Source organism: Paraburkholderia phymatum, from assembly GCF_040965635.1.
Taxonomy (GTDB): Bacteria; Pseudomonadota; Gammaproteobacteria; order Burkholderiales; family Burkholderiaceae; genus Paraburkholderia; species Paraburkholderia phymatum_B.
The window spans coordinates 118,889-141,430 of the sequence record NZ_JBFRCH010000018.1; the positions used below are offsets into that span (position 1 = coordinate 118,889).

The 22,542-nt window shown below is 63.6% G+C and carries 17 protein-coding genes; 6 read left to right on the top strand and 11 right to left on the bottom strand.

The annotated features are described in order from the left end of the window. Nucleotides 1-39: 39 nt before the first annotated feature. From narL to AB4Y32_RS26055, 7 genes are all read right to left on the bottom strand, one after another. Nucleotides 40-687 (bottom strand): two-component system response regulator NarL, encoded by a 648-nt coding sequence (gene narL / locus AB4Y32_RS26025; protein ID WP_368724112.1) that lies wholly within the window; start codon nucleotides 685-687, stop codon nucleotides 40-42. Between the two features lie 217 nt (nucleotides 688-904). Beyond that, the gene (locus tag AB4Y32_RS26030) at nucleotides 905-1,864 is read right to left on the bottom strand and encodes an electron transfer flavoprotein subunit alpha/FixB family protein (RefSeq protein WP_368724113.1); all 960 of its coding nucleotides are present in this window, start codon (nucleotides 1,862-1,864) and stop codon (nucleotides 905-907) included. Further along, entirely contained in the window at nucleotides 1,864-2,661 is a 798-nt protein-coding gene (locus AB4Y32_RS26035; RefSeq protein ID WP_368724114.1) for an electron transfer flavoprotein subunit beta, read from the bottom strand. The genes AB4Y32_RS26030 and AB4Y32_RS26035 overlap by 1 nt, the downstream gene beginning before the upstream one ends. Next, nucleotides 2,658-4,223 (bottom strand): hypothetical protein, encoded by a 1,566-nt coding sequence (locus tag AB4Y32_RS26040; RefSeq protein WP_368724115.1) that lies wholly within the window; start codon nucleotides 4,221-4,223, stop codon nucleotides 2,658-2,660. The genes AB4Y32_RS26035 and AB4Y32_RS26040 overlap by 4 nt, the downstream gene beginning before the upstream one ends. Nucleotides 4,224-4,252: 29 nt before the next feature. Then, nucleotides 4,253-6,415 (bottom strand): heterodisulfide reductase-related iron-sulfur binding cluster, encoded by a 2,163-nt coding sequence (locus AB4Y32_RS26045; RefSeq protein WP_368724116.1) that lies wholly within the window; start codon nucleotides 6,413-6,415, stop codon nucleotides 4,253-4,255. 150 nt (nucleotides 6,416-6,565) lie between these two features. After that, on the bottom strand, nucleotides 6,566-8,758 hold the full coding sequence (locus AB4Y32_RS26050) for an oxidoreductase (protein WP_368724117.1): 2,193 nt from the start codon (nucleotides 8,756-8,758) through the stop codon (nucleotides 6,566-6,568). Between the two features lie 154 nt (nucleotides 8,759-8,912). Then, nucleotides 8,913-10,025: an aminomethyltransferase family protein gene (locus AB4Y32_RS26055; RefSeq protein WP_368724118.1), complete on the bottom strand. Its 1,113-nt coding sequence runs from the start codon at nucleotides 10,023-10,025 to the stop codon at nucleotides 8,913-8,915. A gap of 502 nt (nucleotides 10,026-10,527) precedes the next feature. On the opposite strand from AB4Y32_RS26055, the gene AB4Y32_RS26060 reads away from it, so the two are divergent. The 5 genes from AB4Y32_RS26060 (at nucleotide 10,528) to AB4Y32_RS26080 (ending at nucleotide 16,290) form a co-directional block, all read left to right on the top strand. After that, nucleotides 10,528-11,484: a PDR/VanB family oxidoreductase gene (locus AB4Y32_RS26060; protein ID WP_368724119.1), complete on the top strand. Its 957-nt coding sequence runs from the start codon at nucleotides 10,528-10,530 to the stop codon at nucleotides 11,482-11,484. 15 nt (nucleotides 11,485-11,499) lie between these two features. Beyond that, on the top strand, nucleotides 11,500-12,570 hold the full coding sequence (locus AB4Y32_RS26065; protein ID WP_368724120.1) for a DUF3445 domain-containing protein: 1,071 nt from the start codon (nucleotides 11,500-11,502) through the stop codon (nucleotides 12,568-12,570). A 149-nt stretch (nucleotides 12,571-12,719) separates the two neighbouring features. After that, nucleotides 12,720-14,399 carry an APC family permease gene (locus AB4Y32_RS26070; protein ID WP_368724121.1) on the top strand — a complete coding sequence of 560 codons (1,680 nt, stop codon included), beginning with the start codon at nucleotides 12,720-12,722 and terminating at the stop codon, nucleotides 14,397-14,399. A 28-nt stretch (nucleotides 14,400-14,427) separates the two neighbouring features. Next, complete coding sequence (locus tag AB4Y32_RS26075) at nucleotides 14,428-15,021, top strand: dimethylamine monooxygenase subunit DmmA family protein (protein WP_368724122.1); 594 nt, start codon at nucleotides 14,428-14,430, stop codon at nucleotides 15,019-15,021. A 132-nt stretch (nucleotides 15,022-15,153) separates the two neighbouring features. Then, nucleotides 15,154-16,290, top strand: a complete 1,137-nt coding sequence (locus AB4Y32_RS26080; RefSeq protein ID WP_368724123.1) for a porin — start codon at nucleotides 15,154-15,156, stop codon at nucleotides 16,288-16,290. A 19-nt stretch (nucleotides 16,291-16,309) separates the two neighbouring features. On the opposite strand, the gene AB4Y32_RS26085 is transcribed toward AB4Y32_RS26080, so the two are convergent. Continuing rightward, nucleotides 16,310-18,124 carry a histidine kinase gene (locus tag AB4Y32_RS26085; RefSeq protein WP_368724124.1) on the bottom strand — a complete coding sequence of 605 codons (1,815 nt, stop codon included), beginning with the start codon at nucleotides 18,122-18,124 and terminating at the stop codon, nucleotides 16,310-16,312. Between the two features lie 72 nt (nucleotides 18,125-18,196). Here AB4Y32_RS26085 and AB4Y32_RS26090 point away from each other — a divergent pair, with 72 nt between their 5' ends. After that, nucleotides 18,197-20,080 (top strand): sensor domain-containing diguanylate cyclase, encoded by a 1,884-nt coding sequence (locus AB4Y32_RS26090; RefSeq protein ID WP_368724125.1) that lies wholly within the window; start codon nucleotides 18,197-18,199, stop codon nucleotides 20,078-20,080. A 92-nt stretch (nucleotides 20,081-20,172) separates the two neighbouring features. Here AB4Y32_RS26090 and AB4Y32_RS26095 read toward each other — a convergent pair whose 3' ends face one another. The 3 genes from AB4Y32_RS26095 to AB4Y32_RS26105 form a co-directional block, all read right to left on the bottom strand. Then, nucleotides 20,173-21,303 carry an aminomethyltransferase family protein gene (locus AB4Y32_RS26095; protein ID WP_368724126.1) on the bottom strand — a complete coding sequence of 377 codons (1,131 nt, stop codon included), beginning with the start codon at nucleotides 21,301-21,303 and terminating at the stop codon, nucleotides 20,173-20,175. 283 nt (nucleotides 21,304-21,586) lie between these two features. Next, nucleotides 21,587-21,874, bottom strand: coding sequence for a hypothetical protein (locus tag AB4Y32_RS26100; RefSeq protein WP_368724127.1), 288 nt, complete (start codon nucleotides 21,872-21,874; stop codon nucleotides 21,587-21,589). Beyond that, the gene (locus AB4Y32_RS26105) at nucleotides 21,861-22,538 is read right to left on the bottom strand and encodes a hypothetical protein (protein ID WP_368724128.1); all 678 of its coding nucleotides are present in this window, start codon (nucleotides 22,536-22,538) and stop codon (nucleotides 21,861-21,863) included. The genes AB4Y32_RS26100 and AB4Y32_RS26105 overlap by 14 nt, the downstream gene beginning before the upstream one ends. Nucleotides 22,539-22,542 lie beyond the last annotated feature (4 nt).

A 22,542-nucleotide genomic window follows, 5' to 3' on the forward strand; every position in this document is an offset into this window, starting at 1 on the left:
GGAGAAGCGAGGGGGAAGCGGCGTATGCGCGCCGCCGCATCAAGTGTGCGAACGCGAGCCGTGCTCCTGCTGCCACAACACGGCTTCGAGACGCGAGTGAAGGTCGAGTTTGCGCAGCACGTGCTTGACGTGAACCTTCACGGTTCCAACGCTGATATCGAGCTTGCGCGCAATGGCCTTGTTGCACAGGCCGGCCACCAGATAGTCGAATACCTCGAGTTCGCGTGCCGTCAGGTCATTCTGCGCGGCGGGGATGCGCTGCCCGCCCGAGAGCGCGTGAACGAGACTGCCCGTCACGGATTCGCTCAGCACGGCTGTGCCCTTGAGCGCCTTTTGCAGCGACACGCACAGGTCCTCGGGGTCCATGTCCTTCAGCAGATAGCCGTGCGCGCCCGCGCGCAACGCGGCCACGACATCGCGTTCGTTGTCCGACACCGTCAGCATGATGAAGCGCGCGTCGACGCCCGCTTCGCGCATGCCTTCCAGCGTTTCGATACCGTTCATGCGCGGCATGTTCAGGTCGATCAGGACGACGTCCGGCTTGAGCTGCACGGCCATTTCGATCCCGTCCCGGCCCGAGGTCGCTTCGCCCGCGACCTCGAATGTCGGGTCCATCTGGATCAGTTGCGCGACTCCTTTGCGAAACAACGCGTGGTCGTCGATAAGAAGTACTTTGTGAGGGACCATCTGCTCTTCCTGAACTCATTGACCACACCAATCTGCTTCGTTGGCCTGGCTGCATGGACTGCGCGTTGTAGCGCAGCGCGATTGTGAACGTCTGAGCGGTGGCTTATTGTTGCTATTTGCCGGATTGTTGCTTCAATCAGTTTAACAACTTGCTGCAATTGAAAAAATAGTTTGCACCCGGAATGCGGGCACATTCCGGGTTTTCCATAGTACGGGCCTAGAAGTGGCCGCGCAGTTCTTCTGCAATATCGAAGATGTCACCCACGATGCCGTACTTCGCGATCGAGAAGATCGACGCCTCGGGATCGGTATTGACGGCGATGATGTTCTCGACATGCTTCATGCCCGCCATGTGCTGCACCGAGCCCGAGATGCCCATCGCGATGTAGAGCTTGCAGTTCGCGGCCGTTTTGCCGGACTGGCCGACCTGGTGCGCCTTGGGCAGCCAGCCGGAGTCCGCAATGGGACGCGAGCAGCCGAGCGTGGCGCCAAGCGAGCCCGCGAGTTCGCGGAACTGCTCGACGTGGGTCTCTTCGCCGATGCCGCGGCCGATCGACATGATGAAGTCCGCGCCGGCGATATCGACGTCGCCGCTCGCCGCGGGTTCTTCAAACGACTCGTGGTGGCTGCGTGGCGTGAGCGCGGGTGCATCGAACTCGCTGACTTCGGGCGTGCCCGCGCCTTCGGGTGCCTTGAAGGCGCCGGGCCGCACCGTGATGACGACACTCGCGCGGCCGGGAAACTCGATTTCCATGTTGACCTTCTGTCCATAGCCGGAGCGCGTGGCGATCCAGCTTTCCCCGTCGCGCGCAAGTCCGAACGTGTCGGTGGTGAAGCCGTAGTTCCCTTTGACGGCGACGGGCGCGGCGTAGCCCAGCGTGTCGATCGTATGAGGCAGCAGCACGAGCGACGGCTTGCGTGCTTCGATCAGCGCGTGTGCCACTGCATGGTACGTGTCGGGATCGAACGCATCGGTTTGCGTGCGCACGGTGACGATCTCATCGACACCCGCCAGCTTGAGCGCGTCGACGAACGCGGCCGGCGTGGCGCCCAGCACGGCGACCATCACGCGTTCGCCGACTGCCTCGCGCGCAGTGACTGCCGCGCCGATCACTTCCATGCTCACAGGGCGCAATTGCCCCTGACGATGTTCAGCAATAACCAGAATCCCGCCCATTACGCTTCCCCTCGAAGTTCCTTGATGATGCCCGCGAGGCGGGCGGCCTGTTCGGCTGGCGTGCCGTCGATCATCTGCGCGCGCCCGAGTTCGGGCACATAGACGCGGCGGATGCGCGAGAGCGAACCTCGCGTGCCCGTTTCGTCGGCGCTCAGACCGATCGCGTCCGGCGTGACGGTTTCGATCGGCCTCGACGCTGCCTGCTTGATGCCGCGTAGCGACGCGTAGCGCGGCGTATTGATGCCCAGTTGCAGCGTCAGGACGGCGGGGCATTGCACGGTGACGTTCGCGTACGCGCCGCCTTCGAGTTCGCGGCGCGCGCTTGCCGTGCCCGCGCCCGGCGTGTACTCGAGACCCGCGACGACGGCCGCGTGCGGCCAGTCGAGCAGGCCGGCGAGCGCCATGCCCGTTGCGCCATATGCGTGGTCGGACGCCTGCACGCCGGCGAAGATCATGTCGGGCGCTTCGCGTCGCGCGAGCGCGGCGAGCGCGCGCGCGACGCCGACGGGGTCGGCCTCTTCCAGCTCGTCGCTCCAGATGCGGATCGCGCGGTCCGCGCCCTTCGCGAGGCATTTGCGCAGTTCTTCGTCGGCGCGCTCGGGGCCGACGGTCACGACCACGACTTCGATGTCGCTATTGCCCGCTTCCTTCAGAAGCAGCGCTTGTTCTAGCGCGTAATGGTCCCATTCGTTGAGATCGAATACATGAAAATCCGCTTCGACGTCGCGTGCATCGTCGCGCAACTCGAAATCCTCGTCGAGCGACGCGACCTGCTTGATGGCTACGAGTATTTTCATCCTGCCTCCTCCACTGATGTGGTCAGTTGATGTGTGTCCGGGTCACGTGCCTGCGTTGCGGCTGCAATGGACCAGGGCTGGCGACTGCGATCGAGCGCCGCGGCGAGCGTGCCGGCGAGATGTCCGTACATGTGGGCACGGGCCTGGGCGTCCGGTTCGAAGCGCATGCGCCAGCGGTCCGCATCGGTCAGACCTGAATGCATGAATACGAGCACCCGGTGCAGCGGATATGGCTCGTCGCGCAGCGCCAGCAGCACACGTCGCTGTGCGTGGCGGTTCAGGATGACGGACCGCCGTACATCGGGCGATGCATGTCCGGCGAGGCGCGCGAGCGTCGCCTGCGGTGTGCCGCGATTGCGCGCCGCGCCCGCCAGCACGTCGATATCGATGTCTTGCGACAATCTGTGCAGCACCCGTCCCGGAAGTTCGTCACGCAACGCGACGCCCGCTCTGACCCACGCGACTTCGTCGCTCGCGAGGAGCGAGAGCAGCGGTGCCGGGCACGCGGGGTGGCGCGTCACCGAGCGGCGCACGTCCGCTTCGCGATCGCGCGCGAGCCGGTCGAGCCAGATGCGCGGGCAGGCGCGGTTGCGCGCGAGACTGCTGCGCACCCACACGTCGCTGTCCTCGGCGAGCCACTCGACGACCTTCAGCGGCAAGTCGTCACGCACGGCGATCGCGCGTCTGACGAGAAGGTCTGCATCGAAGCACAGCGGAACGAGCGCGCCTGCGGGCGTCGCCGGATTGGTGGCGGCGGCGCGCCGCACGGCGGGATCGTCGTCGCGCGCAAGCGCCGTCAGGATTTCACCCATCGTCCGCACATTCAGCGCGAGACTGCGCCGCTCCAGGCTCGATGCGGGAATGCTTCGCAACAGCTCGTTCGGGCACGCGGTGTGGCGCAGCACCTGGGCGCGGACGGCGCTTTCGCGCGTGCTGTCCCACAGGTGATGCAGCGTATGGGCGCTCGTCGCGAAGTGAATCGCGAGCAAACGTTGCAGCGGTTCGATGCCGCGACCGGCCAGTTGCGCGAGCAGATCGGGCTGCACGCCGACGTTCTCGCATAGCGAGCGCAACGTATCGATACTCCCGGTGTTCGCCGCGATCCTCGCCAGCAGCGCGGGCGGCGCTAGCGGATGGCGCGCGAGCAGTTGCGCGATGCGGTCTCCACACGGCTGCGTGCGGGTATCGTCGAGCCGTTGCAGGCCGTCGGCGAGCCGTTGCAAGCCGCACGCGGGTGTGGCGGCGTTACGGGCGAGGCGTGTCGCGAGCGTGGCATCCGCGTCCGCCGTCGCGAGCGTGCAAAGCCGCGCAAGAACAGCGGGCGGCGCGTACGGGCATGCAGCGAGCGCGAGCCGGTCGCCGCGGGAGCCGAACATGCGGGCTTCGAGCCGTTTGCGATCCGTGCCTTGCGCATGCGGATAGAGCATCGACGACGTGAATGCATCGGATGCGTCGAGCGCGAGCCGCACCAGTTCGCGCCAGTGGCGGCGCAGCCGTGCACCCTCGCGCGCCGCATCGGCGGCGCGAGCATGGCTTTCGGCAGGACTGGCGAAGCTCGTCATGGCGGCTGTCCGTGGCGGCTGTGCGTCGTTCAGGCGTCGGCGGTGACGCGTATGTCGTCAGCGGGTGGCGTGTCGTCGTCGACGTCGGCAAGACTCTCGGCAATCAGCTCGATCAGTTCGCGCACGACGAAATGGCCTTCGTATCCGCTTGTCTTGAGCGCGTCCTCGAACATCGTCAGGTCTTTCGGGCAGCACACGACGAACACTTCGAGCCCTTCGATAGCCGCCGCTTCCTTCATGCGGTTTTGTGAAGGCTTTTCCTGGCCGACGGGGTCGTTCATCCAGATGCGGCCGCCGCCCGCGCCGCAGCAGAACGAGTTGTCGCGCGAACGCTTCATGTCGACGAGTTCGCATCCGAGTGCTTCGATGATCTGGCGCGGCGCGTCGTAACCCTTGTTGAAGCGGCCGAGGTGACACGGGTCATGGAAGGTCACGCGATAGCCGAGCTTGCGCTTCGGGCGTATCGTGCCTTCGGCGATCATGCGAGCCACGAGACTCGTGTAGTGCTCGATTTCGAAATGGCCGCCGAAGTCAGGGTACTCGTTGCGGATCGTGTTGTACGAATGCGGGTCCGTGGTGATGATGCGGCGGAATTGCGACTTGCCGAGCGTCGCGATGTTCTGCGTCGCGAGCAGCTCGTACAGGCCTTCTTCGCCGACACGCCGCACATCGTTGCCCGCGTTCGCCTCGCCTTCGAACAGCAGGCCGAAGTCCACGCCCGTATCGTGCAGCAGCGTGGCGAAGGCCTGGGTGACACGCTGGTTGCGCGGATCGAACGACGCGTAGTCGCCGACGAACCACAGCAGGTCGACGGGCTCCTTGCGCGCGTCCTTGACCGGGAACGGCAGCGTCTTGGTCCACGCAGCGCGTTTGCGCTTCGACTCGTTGAACGAATTGCCGTTCTTGTGGATCGCCTGCAGTGTCTTTTGCACCTGCGGTTCCATTTCGCCGTCTTCGACGAGATTGCGGCGCAACTGCACGATGATGGGCACATGCTCGACGGCGACGGGGCAGATCTCGACGCATGCCATGCAGGTCCGGCACGACCACACGGTTTCCATGAAGACCTGGCCGATATCCTTGCCATGCACGTCGAGCTTCGCCTCTTCGGGCAGCGTGGTTTTCTCCAGCGCCTCGTTCGCGAATTCGCGCAGCGACAGAATCACGTCGCGCGGCGACAGCGGTGCGCCGACGGCGCGCGCGGGGCAGGCCTCATGGCAGCGGCCGCATTTGGTGCAGGCATCGAGATTGAGCAGATGCTTCCACGTGAAATCCGTGATGGCCTTATAGCCGGCGCGCTCGGCGTCCGGTTCCACTTTCGGCAGGCGCTGCGCGGCGAGCGGGTCGCGCATCAGCAGCGAGCCGCTCGCCGTGAAGATGTGCTTGACCTTCGTGTACGGAATCAGCGCAATGAACGTGAGTGCGAGCGCGCCGTGGAACCACCATAGACCCGTGCGCAATACGTAAGCCGCCGATGCGCCGAGTCCCAGGCCGCGCATGATTTCGGCGAGCAGCGCCGCGACAGGCGACCACCAGCGCGTGTCCCAGACGACGGCGCGATCCTGCAGCCACACCAGCCGCAACGCGCTCAGCACGAATCCCGTAATGCCGATCAGCACGAGCGACCACAGGAAGGCCCAGTCTTCACGGCGGTATCCGCTGCGGTCGTAGTCGGGGTCGCCGGGCTTGCGGTCCGGGCGGGTGTAATCGAGCTTCGGCGGCTTGATCCATCCGCGCCGCACCATCATGTAGATCAGGCCGCCCGTCAGCGACAGGCCGGCGAGGTTCATCGCCAGCTTGAAGAACAGATAGAAATCGCCGTTCCAGAAATGGAAGCCTAGAAAGCGCGCCGTGATGTCGTAGTCGACGGTGACAGTCGCCGTACCGAGGAACAGCACCGCGAAGCCGTAGAAGATGAAGCGATGCGCGCGGCCCGCGGCGGGATCGCGGCGCGCGATCGTGCGGTGGTTCAGCACGACGCGCACCATCGCGCCGATGCGCGCGCGCAGATCGATGGGACCCGCAACGGGCTTGCCGCGCCGGTACTTGCGCACCTGCACGTAGACGCCCCACGCGAACGCGGCCATCGCTGCGACGCCTGCCAGATAGAACAGTACGATCGCGAACGTGGGAAAGCCCTCGAAGAGAATCCGGGTGACGTTGACGGGGTCGAAGGTCGCTGCGCTCGACATGGGCTCGTCCGTTGAAAGAGGAAAAGGGGCTCCCCCGCCACGGCATCCGCGCGCGGATCATCCCGTGAGGATGAGCCGGCGGCGCGATGCGCGTGGCGTGCAGACTGACGGGGAACGGTGGCGCGAGCCGCCCGGCTCGCGTGCCGCCTGCTACTTCTTGTAGACGATCTCGAAGGTGCCGCCGGGCTTGTGCGGCGTGCCCCAGACGGCTACTTCACGCCTGTACGGCAGCGGGATCTGCGCGTTCTGCTCTTCGATTTCGCGTGCCAGGCGGTGGCCCGTGAACGTCGCATCGGCGATCAGGCGCGGCGCTTCGGCATCGCCGATCAGGTACACGGACTTGATGCCCTTGCCGTCCCATTCGCTCTGACGTTGCTTCAGTTCGCGATACAGGCCGTCATTGGAGCGGCGGCCCGTCACGAGCACGAGCGAATCGAACTCGAGCCAGCGATGGGTCTTGTTCCCGTCGCGCGGCAACTGGCCCTTGCCCTTGTACGTGCGGCGGGAGCCATCGCCCCAGATGTTGTAGATCTGGATGCGGCCCTGCTCGATACGGCTCGCGAAATGATCGCCCAGTTCGTGCACGCCCAGTTCGTGCAGGCGGCGCATCATGTTCGGATACTCGAGCGTGAAGTGCATGTAGTTCGCGAGATGCACTCCGCTCACGATCGTCACCTCGTGACCGGCCGCCGCGAGTTTTTCCGCGAGACTCGGCGCCATGAAGTACGTGTCGGCGTTCAGGATCACGACGCGCTTGCCGATCGGCTTCTTGCCCGCGAGCACCTGTTCGGGCGTCAGCTGGTCGGGCTGTGATGCGTCCGCGCCCGGAATGGGGTCGTGAGTCAGGCAGTTAGTGCCGTCGCCGACCCAATGCGAACCCGTGGCGATCACCACTTTTTCCGCGCCGTAGTCGAGCACGTCGTCGGCCGTGAGCGGCTTCTGGCCGAGCGCGAGCTGGCTGTGGCGGTTCTTCTTCAGCAGCTTGGCGATCTGCGTCTCGCGATAGTCGCGGTGATAGCCCCATTCGCCGAGTCCCGGCAACGTGACCACGCTGTTCAGATGACCGCCGATCTTCTCCGCCTGATCGACGAGGTGCACCGTGTAGCCGCGCTGCATCAGCACGCGCGCGCACTCCGATCCGGACGGGCCCGCGCCGACCACGAGGATCGAGTCGTTCGAGCCGCACTCGGCGAACTTCTCCGGGTGCCAGCCGCGGCGATATTCTTCTCCTGCCGTTGCGTTCTGCGTGCAGATCATCGGCGGGCCGCCGATTTCCCAGCGCGAGATGCACACGTTGCAGCCGATGCAGACGCGAATGTCGTCGATACGCCCTTCGTCGATCTTCTTCGGCAGGAACGGATCGGCAATCGACGGACGGGCCGCGCCGATGATATCGGCGATTCCCTTGGTGACGATCTCGGTCATCTTCTCGGGGTCGGTGAAACGGCCGACGCCGAGCACCGGCTTTTTCGACACCTCCTTGATGAAGCGCGTCCACGGCACCTGGTGGCCCTGCAAATAGAAGCGCGACGGGCCCGCGTCTTCACCCCATTCGGCGATGTCGCCAACGTCGACGTCCCACAGGTCGACGAGCGAATCCGCCATCTCGACGAACTTCATCCCGTCGTTCTCGACTTCGATGCCGCCGCTGCCGTACAGCGTGTCGACGGCAAAACGCGTCGCGATCGCACAGTCGCTGCCGACCGCACGGCGCACCTTTTCAAGCGTTTCGAGCCAGAAGCGCGCGCGGTTTTCGAGCGAGCCGCCGTAGCCGTCAGTGCGCTTGTTGTAGTAGGGCGAGAGAAATTGCAGCGGCAGATACGAGTGCGCGCCATACACATAGACGATATCGAAACCGGCATCGCGGGCGCGCCGCGCGGCATCGACATAGAACTGCTGGACGTCGCGAATGTCGTCGAGGTCCATCTCCTTGCAATACGTCAGCGTTTCGAACTCGGACGCGTACTGGCTCGGACCGCGAGGCGTCGCGCGGCTTTCCATGCAGGGCGCGTGCGAGCCGCCGTACCACATTTCGATGCCCGCCAGCGCGCCGTATTTGTGTACTTCTTCCGTCATTGCGCGCAGGTTGCGCACATCGCCTTCATCCCAGATGCGCGCCGAAAGGCGGTGCGTGTCGTCCGACTCCGGGTGGATCGAGCAGTATTCCGTGTTCATCGCGGCCCAGCCGCCTTCAGCCTTCATCGAGCGGTGCGCCGCCTGAAAGCCTGGCAGGTTGCTGCCTGCGCCGATGCAGTGCGGAACCTGATAGAAGCGGTTGCGCAGCGTCTTGGGGCCAATCTGGATCGGCTGGAACAGCACGTCATGACGGGGATCGCGGGGCATGGAAAGTGTCTCCTTTAGCATGGACTACGTGAGACAAAGGCGGGGCCGATCAGGGACGGCTGGACAGTTGCTGTGCTTCGCTCTGCCTCTGTCTTTGTCGTGGTGGCGGCACGCGGTGCGCGCCGCTGTATCGTGGGAATGACGGACTACGGATTCAGGCGGCGACGCGCGTGCGAAGCCGCATTGGGTCGTAGAACGGCGTCTTGCTGACTGCGCCGCTGAACCTGCCTGCCGCATCGCGAATCTCGACCTTGGTGCCGAGTGCCGTATGGTTCGGCTTCAGATGCACCATCGCAAGCGACTGCATCAGATAGCGGCTGAAAATCGCACTCGTCACGACCCCGACCTGCTCGTCGCCGATGTAGATGGGCGCCCCGGCGCTGACGGCCGCATCGTGCTTGACCACGACGCCCGCCTGCTTCACGCGCTCCTTGCCGCGCGCGGCGAGCAAGGCTTGCTTGCCCACATAGTCGCCAGCCTTGTCGAGGTCGACCATCCAGTCGCAATTCAACTCCCACGGCGTGGTATCGCCTTCGGGCATATCGAACGGATAGAAGAGCAGCGCGGCTTCGATACGCGCGATTTCCAGCGACATCCACGATGCGGGCACGGCGCCGTGCGGCTTGCCCGCATCGAGAATGTCGTCCCACAGCGCGACGGCGTCGGTGGATGCGCACGACACTTCGAAGCCCTGTTCGCCCGAATAGCCGCCGCGCGAGACGATGATCTTGCGGCCGAACAGTTGCGTTTCGACGTGTGCGAAGTAGGGCAGCCTGTTCAGCTCGATGCCGATGTGCGGTTGCAGGATGTCGGTCGAACGCGGGCCTTGCAGCGACAGCATGTGGACATCGAAGTCCTGACGCCATTCGACGTTGCGCTTGTGCGCGGCGCGTTCCAGATGCGTCTGCGTGGTGCCGCCGCCGTGCGAGAGCCGGAAATGCTGTGGGGCGTCGTAGATCACCATGAGGTCGTCGCAGACACCGCCGCGCTCGTCGACTTCGGCGGCAAGCCGTGCCGTGCCGGGCTTCATGCGGCTCACGTCGATCGCGCAGATGCTGTCGATCGCGGCCGCCGCATCCGGGCCCGTCACGCGCACGATGTTGAGTGCGCTGATGTCATAGAGGCCCGCTGCCGTGCGCACGGCCACCACATCGTCATACGGATCGCCCGAGTAGTACCAGGGAATCGGCATGTCGTTCCAGGAATCGCCATCGAGCTTCGAACCTAGCTCACGATGACGGACGTTGAGAATGGATTGCCTTGTCATGATGTTTTCCCGAAAGTAGGACCGTTGCTGGGGAATGACTGCACGCGTTTGTGTTGCGAAGGCGGTGGTATCGGACGGCTCGGGTACGCCAGCGTCGATGACCGCAAGTCTCTGCCGTTCAATTTCGCCTCACAATCGCCCGCTGGCACTACCTCCCGATGGGTAGATCCCGCTACTCCGGCGGCGCCCGCGCAATGACGCAACGAGTCCATGCAATGTCGGCGCGAGACTGCAAAGTTTGCGAAAGGCGCCGGTAAGCGAGGCCGTAGAACCATTGCCAGTGCGGCTCGTGCGGACGCGGGAGAGAGCTTCGCAAAGACGAAGATGGCGCGGCGGGCAGGGTAGTGCGAGGCAACCATTACTGCGCAGGGACTACCCCCACCGAATCATTGATAACGTTTTTTTGCAGGCCGATGCTACGTCCATGAATGCAACGACGCGAAGGGCAAGCATCGCTTGTCACTCACGCCCACCCGTTCAGACCTATGGAGGTGTCGACGGCATGAATGCTTCGAGAACGATCCCCGTACGTGTCGCGCGCGTCGAATCGGTGACGCAGGACGTGCGACGTTTTACGCTGGAGAGCGCCCAGGGCGGACGGCTTCCGGCGTACTCCGCAGGCAGCCATGTCGTCGTGACGATGCGTGGCAAGGAGCGCCTCTGGCGCAACGCCTATTCGTTGACGACGCCCGCCGGCTCTCGTGACGCCTGGCAGATCATGGTGCGTCGCGTGCCTCAGTCGCGTGGCGGCTCGGCCTTCATGCACACCGAGGTGCACGAAGGCAGCGAGCTCGAAATCTCGATGCCGTCGAACTTTTTCCCGATCGCGCGTTGCGGTGCGAAGCACGTGATGATCGCAGGGGGTATTGGCCTTACGCCATTCCTGTCGATGCTGCCGGACCTGGCGCAGGCGCAGGCGCGTGTCGAGATGCATCTGTGCTGCCGTCCCGAAGACGAAGCGGCGTTCAGGGAGCTGATCGCGAAGCGCACCACGGGAGACATCGCCGTCTACACCGATCTGTGCGACGCGAGCGAACGCTTTGGCGCGCTGCTCGCTGCGCAGCCGGCGGGCACCCATCTCTATACGTGCGGACCCGAAGGCCTGATGAACGGCGTCGCCCGCACGGCGCGCGCACTGGGTTGGCCCGCGAGCCACTTTCATCAGGAGAGCTTCGGCGGCGGCTCGCACGGCGCGCCTTTTACCGCGGTGCTCGCGCAAACGGGCCGCGAGGTGAATGTGCGCAGCGACGAAAGCCTTCTCGAGGCATTGGAACGCGAGGGCGTGGACGCACCATATATGTGCCGGGGCGGCGCATGCGGGACGTGCGCGCTGGAGGTGCTCGACGGCGAGCCTGACCATCGCGATTTCTGCCTCGGCGAGGCGGAGCGGGCCACGGGTGGGCAGATGCTGCCCTGTGTGTCTCGCGCGCGAAGCGAACGCCTCGTGCTGAACATCTAAAGCCAGGGGGAGATCATGCCCATCGACTTCAAGACGGAAGAAACCTTCCGCGATACCTACACGTTCCGCAACAGCGACGAAGCGATCCTGCGCTTTCCATTTCCGTTCCCGGAAGACAAGTACATGTACTCGGTCAACATCGAGCCGCATGTGAAGGAAGGCAACTCGCCCGTGTTCCTGTCGGCCTTCGATATCGACGAACACTATGTCGCGGAATGCCGTGACCGTGCACTGACGCTCGAACGCGATCCGATGCGCTGCCAGGTGCTCGACCACATGGGGCCGGCCCAATGGGACACGCTGGAACTTCTCATGGAAAGCCTCGCCGAGGACTATCCCGAGCAATTCGAGCTGGAGCGCAGCGGGGACAAGTGGAAATGGACAAACCGTCCGCTCGGGCTCGAGCAGACCTTCACCTTCGGTGATGACAGCACGTTGCCCTGTCCTCCGTTCGAATACATTACGCGCCAGGCGCAGGGCGATTACGTCCTGATCGATCAGCGCGACGACAACCTGTTCATGGATGGCGGCATGGTCACGACCCAGGCGGACTGGTCGCTCGACTTCGATCTGGGTATGAACTTCGTCGAATGGCACGGCCCCGTGCCGCTTGCGCACCAGGCAGGCATCTTCGAGCGTGCGCTCAAGTTCCTGCTGCGCCTGCAACTTGGCGCGCCCGTGCGGCGGCTGAACTGGACGATGACAGTCAATCCGCGCCTCGATACCTCGCCGGAGAACTACCACGAATGGGGCCCGGACCGGGCGAGCGTGACGCCGCAAAACGTCGACGACAAACTGCATCTGCGTGTGGAATTGCAGACGCTCTTTCGCCTGCCCCGCAGCAACGCGATTCTCTTTTGTGTGCGCTGCTACCTGATCGGACTCGGCGAACTGGCGCGCGTGCCGAAGTGGGGCAAACGCCTGCATCGTGTGCTGTCGACGCTGCCGGAGGAGCTGGCCGAATACAAGGGCATCACGCGCTATCGTCAGACGGCCATCGACTGGCTCGCACCGTTGGACGATGGCGCAGAGATCGCGAAGGGTACGGGTCCGGAAGTCGAGCGGCTCGGGGCGGCAGTCGTATAAGTCGATATTCGCCGGGGTACAGGCTTATTCACAACCACAAGCTGTTGCAGTGTTTCCTTCCCCCGCTTGCGCCGCTGCGGCGTGGCGCGGGCAAATTCACGCGGAACGATTCCCACAATCGGTATTCCACCGGAAAAAGGACGACAGTTATGAGTGCGGTTTCCGAAGACTACGCCGTCGAAACAGCCGACGGCACCTTGCATCGAAAGATCAGCTGGACGGGTGCATTCTGGGTGGCGAGCGGCGTGCCCGCGCTCGTGCTCTTTTCGATCGGTTCGATCGCGGCGACGGTCGGCAAGCTGTCCTGGGCGGTATGGATCATCTCGATCGGGCTCGGCTTCATTCAGTCGTTCTCGTATGCGGAGATTGCGGGGCTCTTTCCTCACAAGTCGGGTGGCGCGTCCGTCTATGGCGCGATCGCGTGGGTCCGTTATTCGAAGCTGTTCGCACCACTGTCGGTCTGGTGCAACTGGTTCGCGTGGTCGCCCGTGCTCGCGATCGGCTCGGGACTCGCGGCCGGCTACATTCTCTCCGTGCTGTTTCCCGCAGACGCGGCGATCAATACCTGGCAGATCACGCTGGTGAATCTCGACTGGCTCCGTTCGGGCCTGAGCCTGCGGATCAATTCGACGTTCATACTCGGCGCCGTGGTGCTGCTCATCACGTTCGCGATCCAGCACCGAGGCATTCTGAACGCCGCGCGCATCCAGACGATACTCGGCGTGGCCGCCCTCGTCCCGCTGATCCTCGTCGGGACAGTGCCGCTTTTCAGCGGCGACCTGCCGATGCACAACCTCTTTCCGCTCGTGCCGTTCGCGAAGGACGGCGCCGGTCAGATCGTCGACGGCACCTGGGATCGCGCGGGCATCACGTTGATGGCGGGCGGGCTGTTCATCGCGGCGTGGTCCACGTACGGCTTCGAAACGGCCGTCTGCTATACGCGTGAATTCCGCAATCCGAAGGTCGACACGTTCAAGGCCATTCTGTATTCGGGCCTCTTGTGCATCTTCGTGTTCACCGTCGTGCCGCTGGCGTTCCAGGGCGTGCTGGGTCTCGGCCACATGGTCTCGCCCGCCGTCAAGGATGCAGCGGGCAATATCGTTACGCCGGCCGTGTATGACGGCATGCTCTCGCCCGATATCTATAGCGGGATGGGCGTCGCGAAAGCGATGGCGCCGATGATTCACGGCGGGCTGCTGGTCGAGCGCGTGCTGATCGTGATGCTGGTGCTGGCGCTCGTGCTGGCGATCATGACGTCGATGGCGGGGTCTTCGCGCACGCTGTATCAGGCATCCGTCGATGGCTGGCTGCCCAAGTACCTGTCGCACGTCAACGAGCACGGCGCGCCGACGCGCGCGATGTGGACGGACCTGTGCTTCAACCTGGTCCTGCTGCTGATGTCCGACTATGTGTTCGTGCTGGCCATGTCGAACGTCGGTTACATCATCTTCAACTTCCTGAACCTCAATTCAGCGTGGATTCACCGGCTGGACCGACCCGACTGGAGCCGGCCGTTCCGTGCGCCGAACTGGCTGCTCGCGCTCGGTACGCTGTTTTCGTTCGTCAATCTTGCGCTGCTCGGCATGGGCGCGGACATCTGGGGCTCGGGCACGCTGATCTCGGGACTGTGCTTCGCGGCGCTGATTCTGCCCGTGTTCCTGTTCCGCCACTACGTGACCGACAAGGGGCATTTCCCCGATGCGATGAAAGAGGACATGCAACTCGTCGGCTCGGGCCAGGTCGCCCGGCGCGCCGGCATCCTGCCATACGTGACGGTGGCGGCGGGGATCGTGGTCGTCGCGGTGACGCATAGCCTCGCTATCTACTGAACCCTCCTGTCGAACGGATCGAACAGCCATGATATCGACCAACAAAAGCCGGCCGGAATACGTGCCGCTCGCTCCCGACCCGCACGGCACGCGCCACTGGTTCGTCACGAACGGCTCGAGCAACGAGGATTGCGTGCGCGTGAGTCTCGCGCTCGCAGGGCTACTGCCGATGGACGTGTGGGAAGTGAATGACCCCGCGAAGCATGGGGCGGGCGTCACGTTTCACGGTGCGAGAGAGCGCATGTTCGCGAACGAAGCCGCGCTCTTCGATGCGTTGGACGAGGCGTTGTGCGACCCGGCGACGGCGACCGTCGGCTTGCGCATCTATGCGCTCGGCAGTGAGCCGTTCATCTGGTCCGTGGGGCGCATTGCGCAGCGCTACGCGCTTGCGCCCGAAGCCATCCGGTTGCAGCACAGCGGCACGCTGCAGCGGCGCGTGTACTGCATTCACTGTCACGCGTTCAACGAGCGCGTCACGCAAAACATCGTCGCTTGCGGCGGCTGTGGACGACAGCTCTTCGTGCGCGATCATTTTTCGCGGCGCCTTGCTGCGTTCATGGGCGTAAAGGCAGATGCCGAAGTCCCCGGCGAATTGCCCGCCATCGAACAGCCATATCTGTAGTTCCGCACTTCTGCAGTTCGCTCCCGGTCTGATCGAAATGCTCATCGCACCGCTTCGGCGGCGCGATGAGCGTGCGCGCATGGCAGTTGCCCGCCCGATGCGCGGCGGCCTATCGCCCAAGGGGAACCCTAGATGAAATACACGCTTCGCAATGCGGCCTTTTTAGCGCTGTGCCTGAGTGGAACCTGTCATGCGCAGAGCTCCGTGACGCTCTACGGCGTGCTGGATACGGGCCTGAACTACACGAGCAACGCCGGCGGACATCATGGCTTCGCGATGGTAAGCGGCGACACGGCAGAAACCAGTTTTGGCCTGAAGGGCACGGAAGATCTCGGCGGCGGGCTCAGTGCGATCTTTACCCTCGAAAACGGCGTGAATCTGAATACGGGTCAGCTCAACGAGGGCGGCCGCCTGTTCGGTCGCCAGGCATTCGTCGGGTTGTCGTCGACACCCGCGGGCACGCTCACGCTCGGCCGACAGTACGATGCAACCGTCGATATGTGGAGTCCGTTCACAGCTGCTGGAAGCTCGATCGGCGACCTGGCTGCGCATCCGTTCGACAATGACAATGCGGACTTCGATTTCCGGCTCAACAACTCGATCAAGTACGTCTCTCCGACCTTGTATGGGTTCCAGCTGGAAGGCGTGTACGGCTTCAGCAACACGACGAACTTCTCCGCGAATCGGGCCTATAGCGCGGGGCTGACGTACACCGTTGGTCCGCTGTCCCTCGTGGTCGCTTACCTGCATCTGAATGGAGTCGGTACGACGACGGATGGCGCCATTACGTCCGACGCGGTATTCACCGCCCCGAAGCAGGAGAATATCGACGCGGGCGTGAAATGGACGTTCTCCGAAAACGCCAACGTGTCGCTCGCGTATTCGCACGTATCGGTTACTTCGCCCACAGCAAATGCGTATGCCCCGAACATCGGCACGCAAGCGTGGACATCATGGAAATTCGACAACGTCGAGATCAACGGCCAGTATTACCTGATGCCGGATCTCTCGCTGATCGGCGCATATACTTACACGCACGGACGGCTCGAATCCACCACCGGCAGCGACAGTCCAAACTGGCATCAGGTTGCGCTCATGCTGAACTACAGTCTCAGCAAGCGGACCTCTGTCTATGTACAGGGTGCATGGCAGCACACGAACGGCAAGACGGGAACCGACTTTGACGGCGCGCATATCGTTGGTTCGAGCGGCGTGTCTTCGTCGGGCAATCAGGCGGTTGCCCGGATCGCGATGTCGCACAAGTTCTAGATCGCCTTCCGGAATCCGTTCAACGCACGCCCGCGCCGCTGACGGCGCGCGCCTTGTGCGCGGCGAGGGCAGCCGGGACAAAGCTCAATACGACGCGCGAGCCGCGTTCGACGGCCTTTACTTCGAGCCGGCCGCCAAGGCTGCGGGCCCGCTCGCGCATGATCGACAGCCCGTAGTGATGTTCGTCGCCCTGGGTGCGGTCGATGCCACGGCCGTCGTCCTCGATCGCCACCGTCATCGCGTGGCCGTCGGACATCAGTTGCACCTGTGCTGTCGTCGCGCGCGCATGGCGAATCACGTTGGTCAGCGCTTCGCGTACGATCTGCGCGACGTGCATTTCCTCGTTGACCGTCAGCCGCACGCGCGGCACACGGTTGTCAATCGAGATTTGCACCTCGCTGCGCGAGCCGAATTCCTCGGCGAGTTCTTCGAGCGTGGAAGCGAGGCCATGCGCATGCATCGGCGAGCGAAACGTCGTCAGCAGTTCTCGCAACTGCCGATAGGCGCTGTCGATGCCCTCGCGGATGCCGCGCGCAATTTCCGCGATGTCGGTTTGCGAGAGTTCGGGCGGCAGCACGGCTTGCAGGCGGGCAAGCTGAATCTTCATGTACGACAGCGATTGGGCAAGCGAGTCATGCAGCTCGCGCGCAATGGCGTTGCGTTCCTCGAACAATGCCATGCGCCGGTCGCGCACATCGCGGCTGACGTTGGAGATCGCGTGGGCCAGCACGCTCGCGATGGTCTCCATCAGGTACAGGTGACGCTGTTCGAAGCGCGTGTCCGACTCGCCTTCCGCGATCAGGACGCCGTAGCTCGCGAGCGGCACGCGCACGGGGGCGGCCAGCACAGGCGGTGCCTCGCCGCCTTCGAGCGGTGAAAAGGTGTGGGTGCCGACGAGCGTCATCAGTTCGTTCGTGACGCGGGATCGCACGATGGCGGGCACATCGCCGTTCGGCGAAACGACGGAGTCGACGTCGAGCAGCTGTGCGGTCGCTTCCGTCATCACCAGTGCGATGCGCCGCGCGCGAAGCACGGCGACGAGACGTTGCAGCAGGGCTTCGAGTGTTCGCCCGGAGGGCTCTTCTTCGGCGAGCTGCGCGCAAATGTGGTGCAGCAGTTCGAGCGACTGGTCTGCGAACGCAATATAGTCTTCGACGATCCGCTTGAGCCGGGCCGACTCGTCCCGCTCGGTGCGCAGGCGCACGGCGAGTTGCGCCTGGAGTTTCAGCAGGCGATCGATTTCATCACGGCCTTGCGGCACGGCCTCACCCGTTTGCGCGAGCGCCTGCAATGCTTCTCGCGGCCGCGTGAGGAGTGCGCGTCGCGCGCTCCATGCGAGCGAGACGATGCCGAAGATCAGCAGGCATACGGTGCAGGCCTGCAGCAGTCCCAGCACGGCCGTATGCACCTGGGCCTGGTAAGCGACCTGCGAGCGCAGCGCTTCGAGCGTCGCGAGCTTCGCATCCGGCCCGCTCTCGCGTTCGGCCGCCGACGCGGCGTTCGCGGCCGCAAGCGACGCAGTGAGTTCAGGCGTCGGCGCACCGCGTTGCCTCCAGTCGTTCAGTAGCGTATCGTTGCGAACAAGCGAGTCGGCCAGCTCCCTCAGTGCACGGGCCGTATCGGGTGTACCCGACTGCAGATCTGCCGCCCTGTCTCTCAATCTCATCGCTTCGTCGAGAGAGAACAGCGTCTGCCGGAAGCCTTCATTTCCCCTCGTCTGCATCAGCGTGCCCACGTAGAGCAGCGCAATCAGGGCTACGATGCAGGCCAGCAGCAGGCAGACCTTTGCGTATAGCGGATAACGGTGAATGGGCGCAGACTTGTCCATATTCATGGGCGGGTAAAGTCGTGACGCGCAACGCACGCGCTCACGATCAGTGATCCAGTTTTCTGAAGCGAGAACTTCATGTCGGTTTATCTGTTCGCCACGGTATTGCTGGCTGCGGTGGCTGCACTGGTGATTCCCAAACTTGGATACAGCGCCGACAGCAATGGCCTATTGTATGTCTCGATCGGGCTGGCAGGGTGCGTTGCGGCATTGCTGCTCAGCATGGCGTATGGTGCGCGCCGCACGGCGCCGCGCATCGCGCGCGCGACCGGCTCGTCGCCTGAACTCGGCGCGTTTGCCGCCAATCTTTCGACGCCCGCCGTGCTGCTCGATAACGACGCGCTCGTGTTCGTCAATAGCGCCTTTCTCAAGCACGCACGCTGGGAGTCCTACGCGGACGAAATCGTCGGGATGCCGTTCAGCAACCTCGTGCATCCGCAGTCGCTGCTCGATCTGACCGCATTGCTCACCCAGTCTCGCGACGGGGAGGAGCGCACCTCGGGCTCTTTGCGGATTGCCTATGGCGACGGCGGTTTCCGTCTGCATTCCGTTACGGCGTTGCGCGCGCGGGGCTCGAGCATGACGCTGCTGCAGTTTCCCGCGCCATATACGAGCGTGGACGCACAGCGCAGCGAACTGCAACTGCTGCACCATTGCAAGGATGCCGTTTTGCAACTGCCTCAGGCGCTCTTTCGCGTCGACCGCGAGTTACGTCTGATCTTTTGGAATCCTGCCTGGCGCAACCTCGTGCGCGCGGTCGGCACCGATGCGGAGCCCAAGCCGCTCTCGTCGTTCTATCACCCCGAAGACGCCGAAACGCTGAATGCGCGCGTGAAGGCGCTGCTCGACGGCCACCTGAGCGAACTCGTAACGGAAGCGCGGCTCATCCGCGCCGACAATACGACGGCTCACGTCGAACTGCGTTGCCACGCCGTGACCGACGATGAGGGGAATCTGGTCGGCGCCGTCGGTCTCGTGACGGACGTGTCGAATCGCCGCCGCAACGAAGAAGCGCTGCGCGCAAGCCGGCGCAGCCTGCGCACGCTGCTGTCCAATTTGCGGGCGATGATCTATCGCGGGCAAAACAATCGCGACTGGTCGATGGAATTCGTCAGCGAGGGATGCTTCGATCTGACGGGCTACGAGGCATTCGAGCTGATCGACGAAAGCCGCATGACATTCCGTTCGCTGATTCATCCGGATGATCGCGAATTCGTCTGGAACGAGGTGCAGGCGCGGGTGGTGGCTCGCGAGCCCTACGAGCTGACTTACCGGATCGTCGACCGCTCCGGTCAGACCAAGTGGGTGTGGGATCAGGGATGCGGTGTCTATTCGGCTCGCGACGAGCTGATGGGACTCGAAGGGTTCATCGTGGAGGTGGCGCGCCGGCAGATGGTCGAGGAAAACGCCCGGCGGCGGCTGACGTTCGAGCACTCGACGGGGCTCACGAGCGTGTCGATGTTTATCGACCGGCTGGAGTTTTCCGCGGCCATTTCGGCGCGAACCGCGCTGCCGTGCGCGGTCTTCGCGATCAACGTCGGCGAACTTGAACACGTTGCAACGCGCTTTGGCCAGGACTACGCGGATCGGGTGATGATCGGCATCGGCAGGCGGCTCGAGGTGACGCAAGGACAGCTCAATTGCACGACGTTGCTCGACCCGCATGTGTTCGTCGTGCTCGTGGTCGACTTCAGCGAGGATGCGCTTGCGTGGTGCGGCGATGCGCAGCAACTGGCGCAACGTGCAGCGGAGTACCCGGATGCCGTGCTCGACGAACTGCAGGAGAATCTGCAGAAACTGCTTGAAGGGCCTGTTCGCGTGGAGGGTCACGAGTTCAAGGTGCCGACGCGGATTGGCTGCGCGTCGATCGGACATGGCAGGACCGACCCGAAGAAAGTACTCGATCATGTGCTGGCTGCTTCCGGATGGGACGTCGGCGGCGACGCCGTTGACCTGGCGTGAGCGCTGTTTCAACCGGTATTCACGGCGTTCACGCACCTATGGTGCAATGCGCAACGGGCGTCCCACAATACCTCAGGGTAGGTAACACGCGTCTATCCGAGCGCCGTACGCTTTTTCTTGTCAGGGTCGTCGAATGGCAGCGCCCTGGCGGTTGCACGTGCATCGAGGCTACCTTTCACTTCGAGCGCGACGCCGTCGCGGGCCTTATCGACATTCAGACGCGCAATGGCAAGTGAACGGCCAGTCAGCCGCGAGTACATTCCGCAAGTGATGACGCCGACCTGTTCTTCGTCGTGCCATAGCGTGTCGCCCGCAGTCGTCGCTTTCGACGCTGCGATCTCGACGCCGTAAATCTTGAAGCGCTCTTTGCCGGCAAGCCGGAAGTGCTCGCGCGAACCACAGAACTCTGTCTTTCCCGGCGATACCGTGAAGTCGAGGCCCAGTTCCCACAATGTGTCGCCTGCTTTTTCGTCCGCGAATGGGTACATTTCCGAGTTGTCGTACGGGAAGAAGAGCAGATAGCTCTCGACGCGCAGCCAGTCGAGCGCAAGGAATGCGCATGGAACGATGCCGAAGCCTGCTCCTTTCGCCAGTATCGTGTCCCATATGAATGGAGCATCGGCGGCTTTGCAGAAGATTTCGTAGCCGCGTTCCCCCGTGTAGCCCGTGCGGGAGATCATCACGGGCCGGCCGAAAAGACGCGTTTGCACATGATGGAAGTACGGCAGCTCTCTGATGCCGGGGACATGCTCCGCGAGAAAATCCACCGCACGTGGTCCTTGCAACGACAGGTCATGCAGATCGTCGTCGAACAGCACGGCAACCTGGCGGCCTTGTGCGGAACGCACCAGCCGTTCGTAGCCTGTGCCCGCGCCATGCACGACCATAAACGCGTTGGGACCCGTACGGTAGACGATGCAGTCGTCGATGAACTTGCCGTCTTCGTTGAGTATTGCGGCGTAGACGGATTTGCCCGGGTAGAGCTTGCTGATGTCGCGCGTCGTGGCCCAGTCGAGCAGGCTCTCGGCATGAGGGCCTACGTAGTGGACTTTTTTCAGGCCGGACACATCCATCAGTCCGGCTTTGGTCCGTATCGCCTCGTGGTGGTCGGCGAGCTCCGTCGAGTAGGTCCAGGCCGTGCCCATGCCGTTCCAGTCCTCGAGGCTGGAACCCAACGCGCGATGGCGGTCCGCGAGAGCCGAGATTCGCCAGGTATTTGCCATAGCACACTCCGTTAAGTCGATCGTTTGATTGGTCTGCGGCTTGTCACCACAGATGAGATCGTTTCTTATCGTCGGCAAATGCTCAATCCGTTCGTCGAGGTACGACTAATTAGGTAGGCAAAACAGGGAAGGGTGATTGCGGGTGATGTGATGCTTGCGATGGTTTTCCTTGATTTGCTTCGCGCATCGCGTACGTGCTGGCAGAACATGAAGCAGCGCGACATCGAGCGTGGCCAGCACAGTGGCCTGTGCCTGCGCCGATAAGCCGGTCAGAAGGTCGTCATCAAACAGCGAGCCGACTACGAAACATCTCCCAGCGATACCGGGCGATCAGATAGGCATCCATCACGGCTATTGCATAGATGAACACGCCTCCCGCATGCCGCCCGATAAACGAGCGCCCCGGCGCGGCAAGCTGCATGGTGACGAACCCAAGCGACAGCATGAAAAACAGCATGATCAGCGCGCGCGTCGGCATCCTGTTGATCAGTTGCCCGGCGCCCGGCAACAGCACGGCTGCCAGCAGCACGATATACGGATGCACCGGCCGTGCGGTCTTAGGCTTGACCATGAACTCCTCCTTTCATCACATCGGCGCACACCTGTACCGCCTGATCCAGCAGCGATCTGACCAGCGTCGCCGGCAACCGCGCGTCGCGAAACACGGCCCGACGCAGCACGAGATACTCGCTGCGCCCGGCACCGTGTGCCTGATAGACCATCCTCACGCCATGCCGCGTCACTAGCATCTCCTTCGCGCGCGGGTCGGTAAAGAATCGCTTCACGTGAGGCTCGAGCACGGCAAGCGGCAGTTGCGCAGCGGGCCTGTCGGCCTTGATTGTCATCTGGCCCGGCCATGCGTGCGGCGTCGCGATTCGCACAGGCAAGGCATCGGCAGGCGAATAGAACTCCGTGTTCTGTGCGCGCGCGAGCATATCGACGGTTCCCGACATCGGCAATGCGCGCTTGACCGTCACGCGCAGCCAGAGCGACGGCACCTTGCGAAACCCGACGTCGTCGACGAGCGGCGCAATATGCACCTCATACCCGTCATAGGTACCGGCCAGCACGGGCCAGGCGACGGCGTCCTGTGTCAGGCGATGTCGTTCGAAGAGCACGAAGCAGGCGTCAAAGAGTTTGCGTCGTTCCGCTCTCAGTGCGTGGCGATCGCGCCGGTGCATCAGCGCGAGCACGGCAAGGAAGGCGACGGCAAGGACGATCCCGGTCGATTGCATGTCA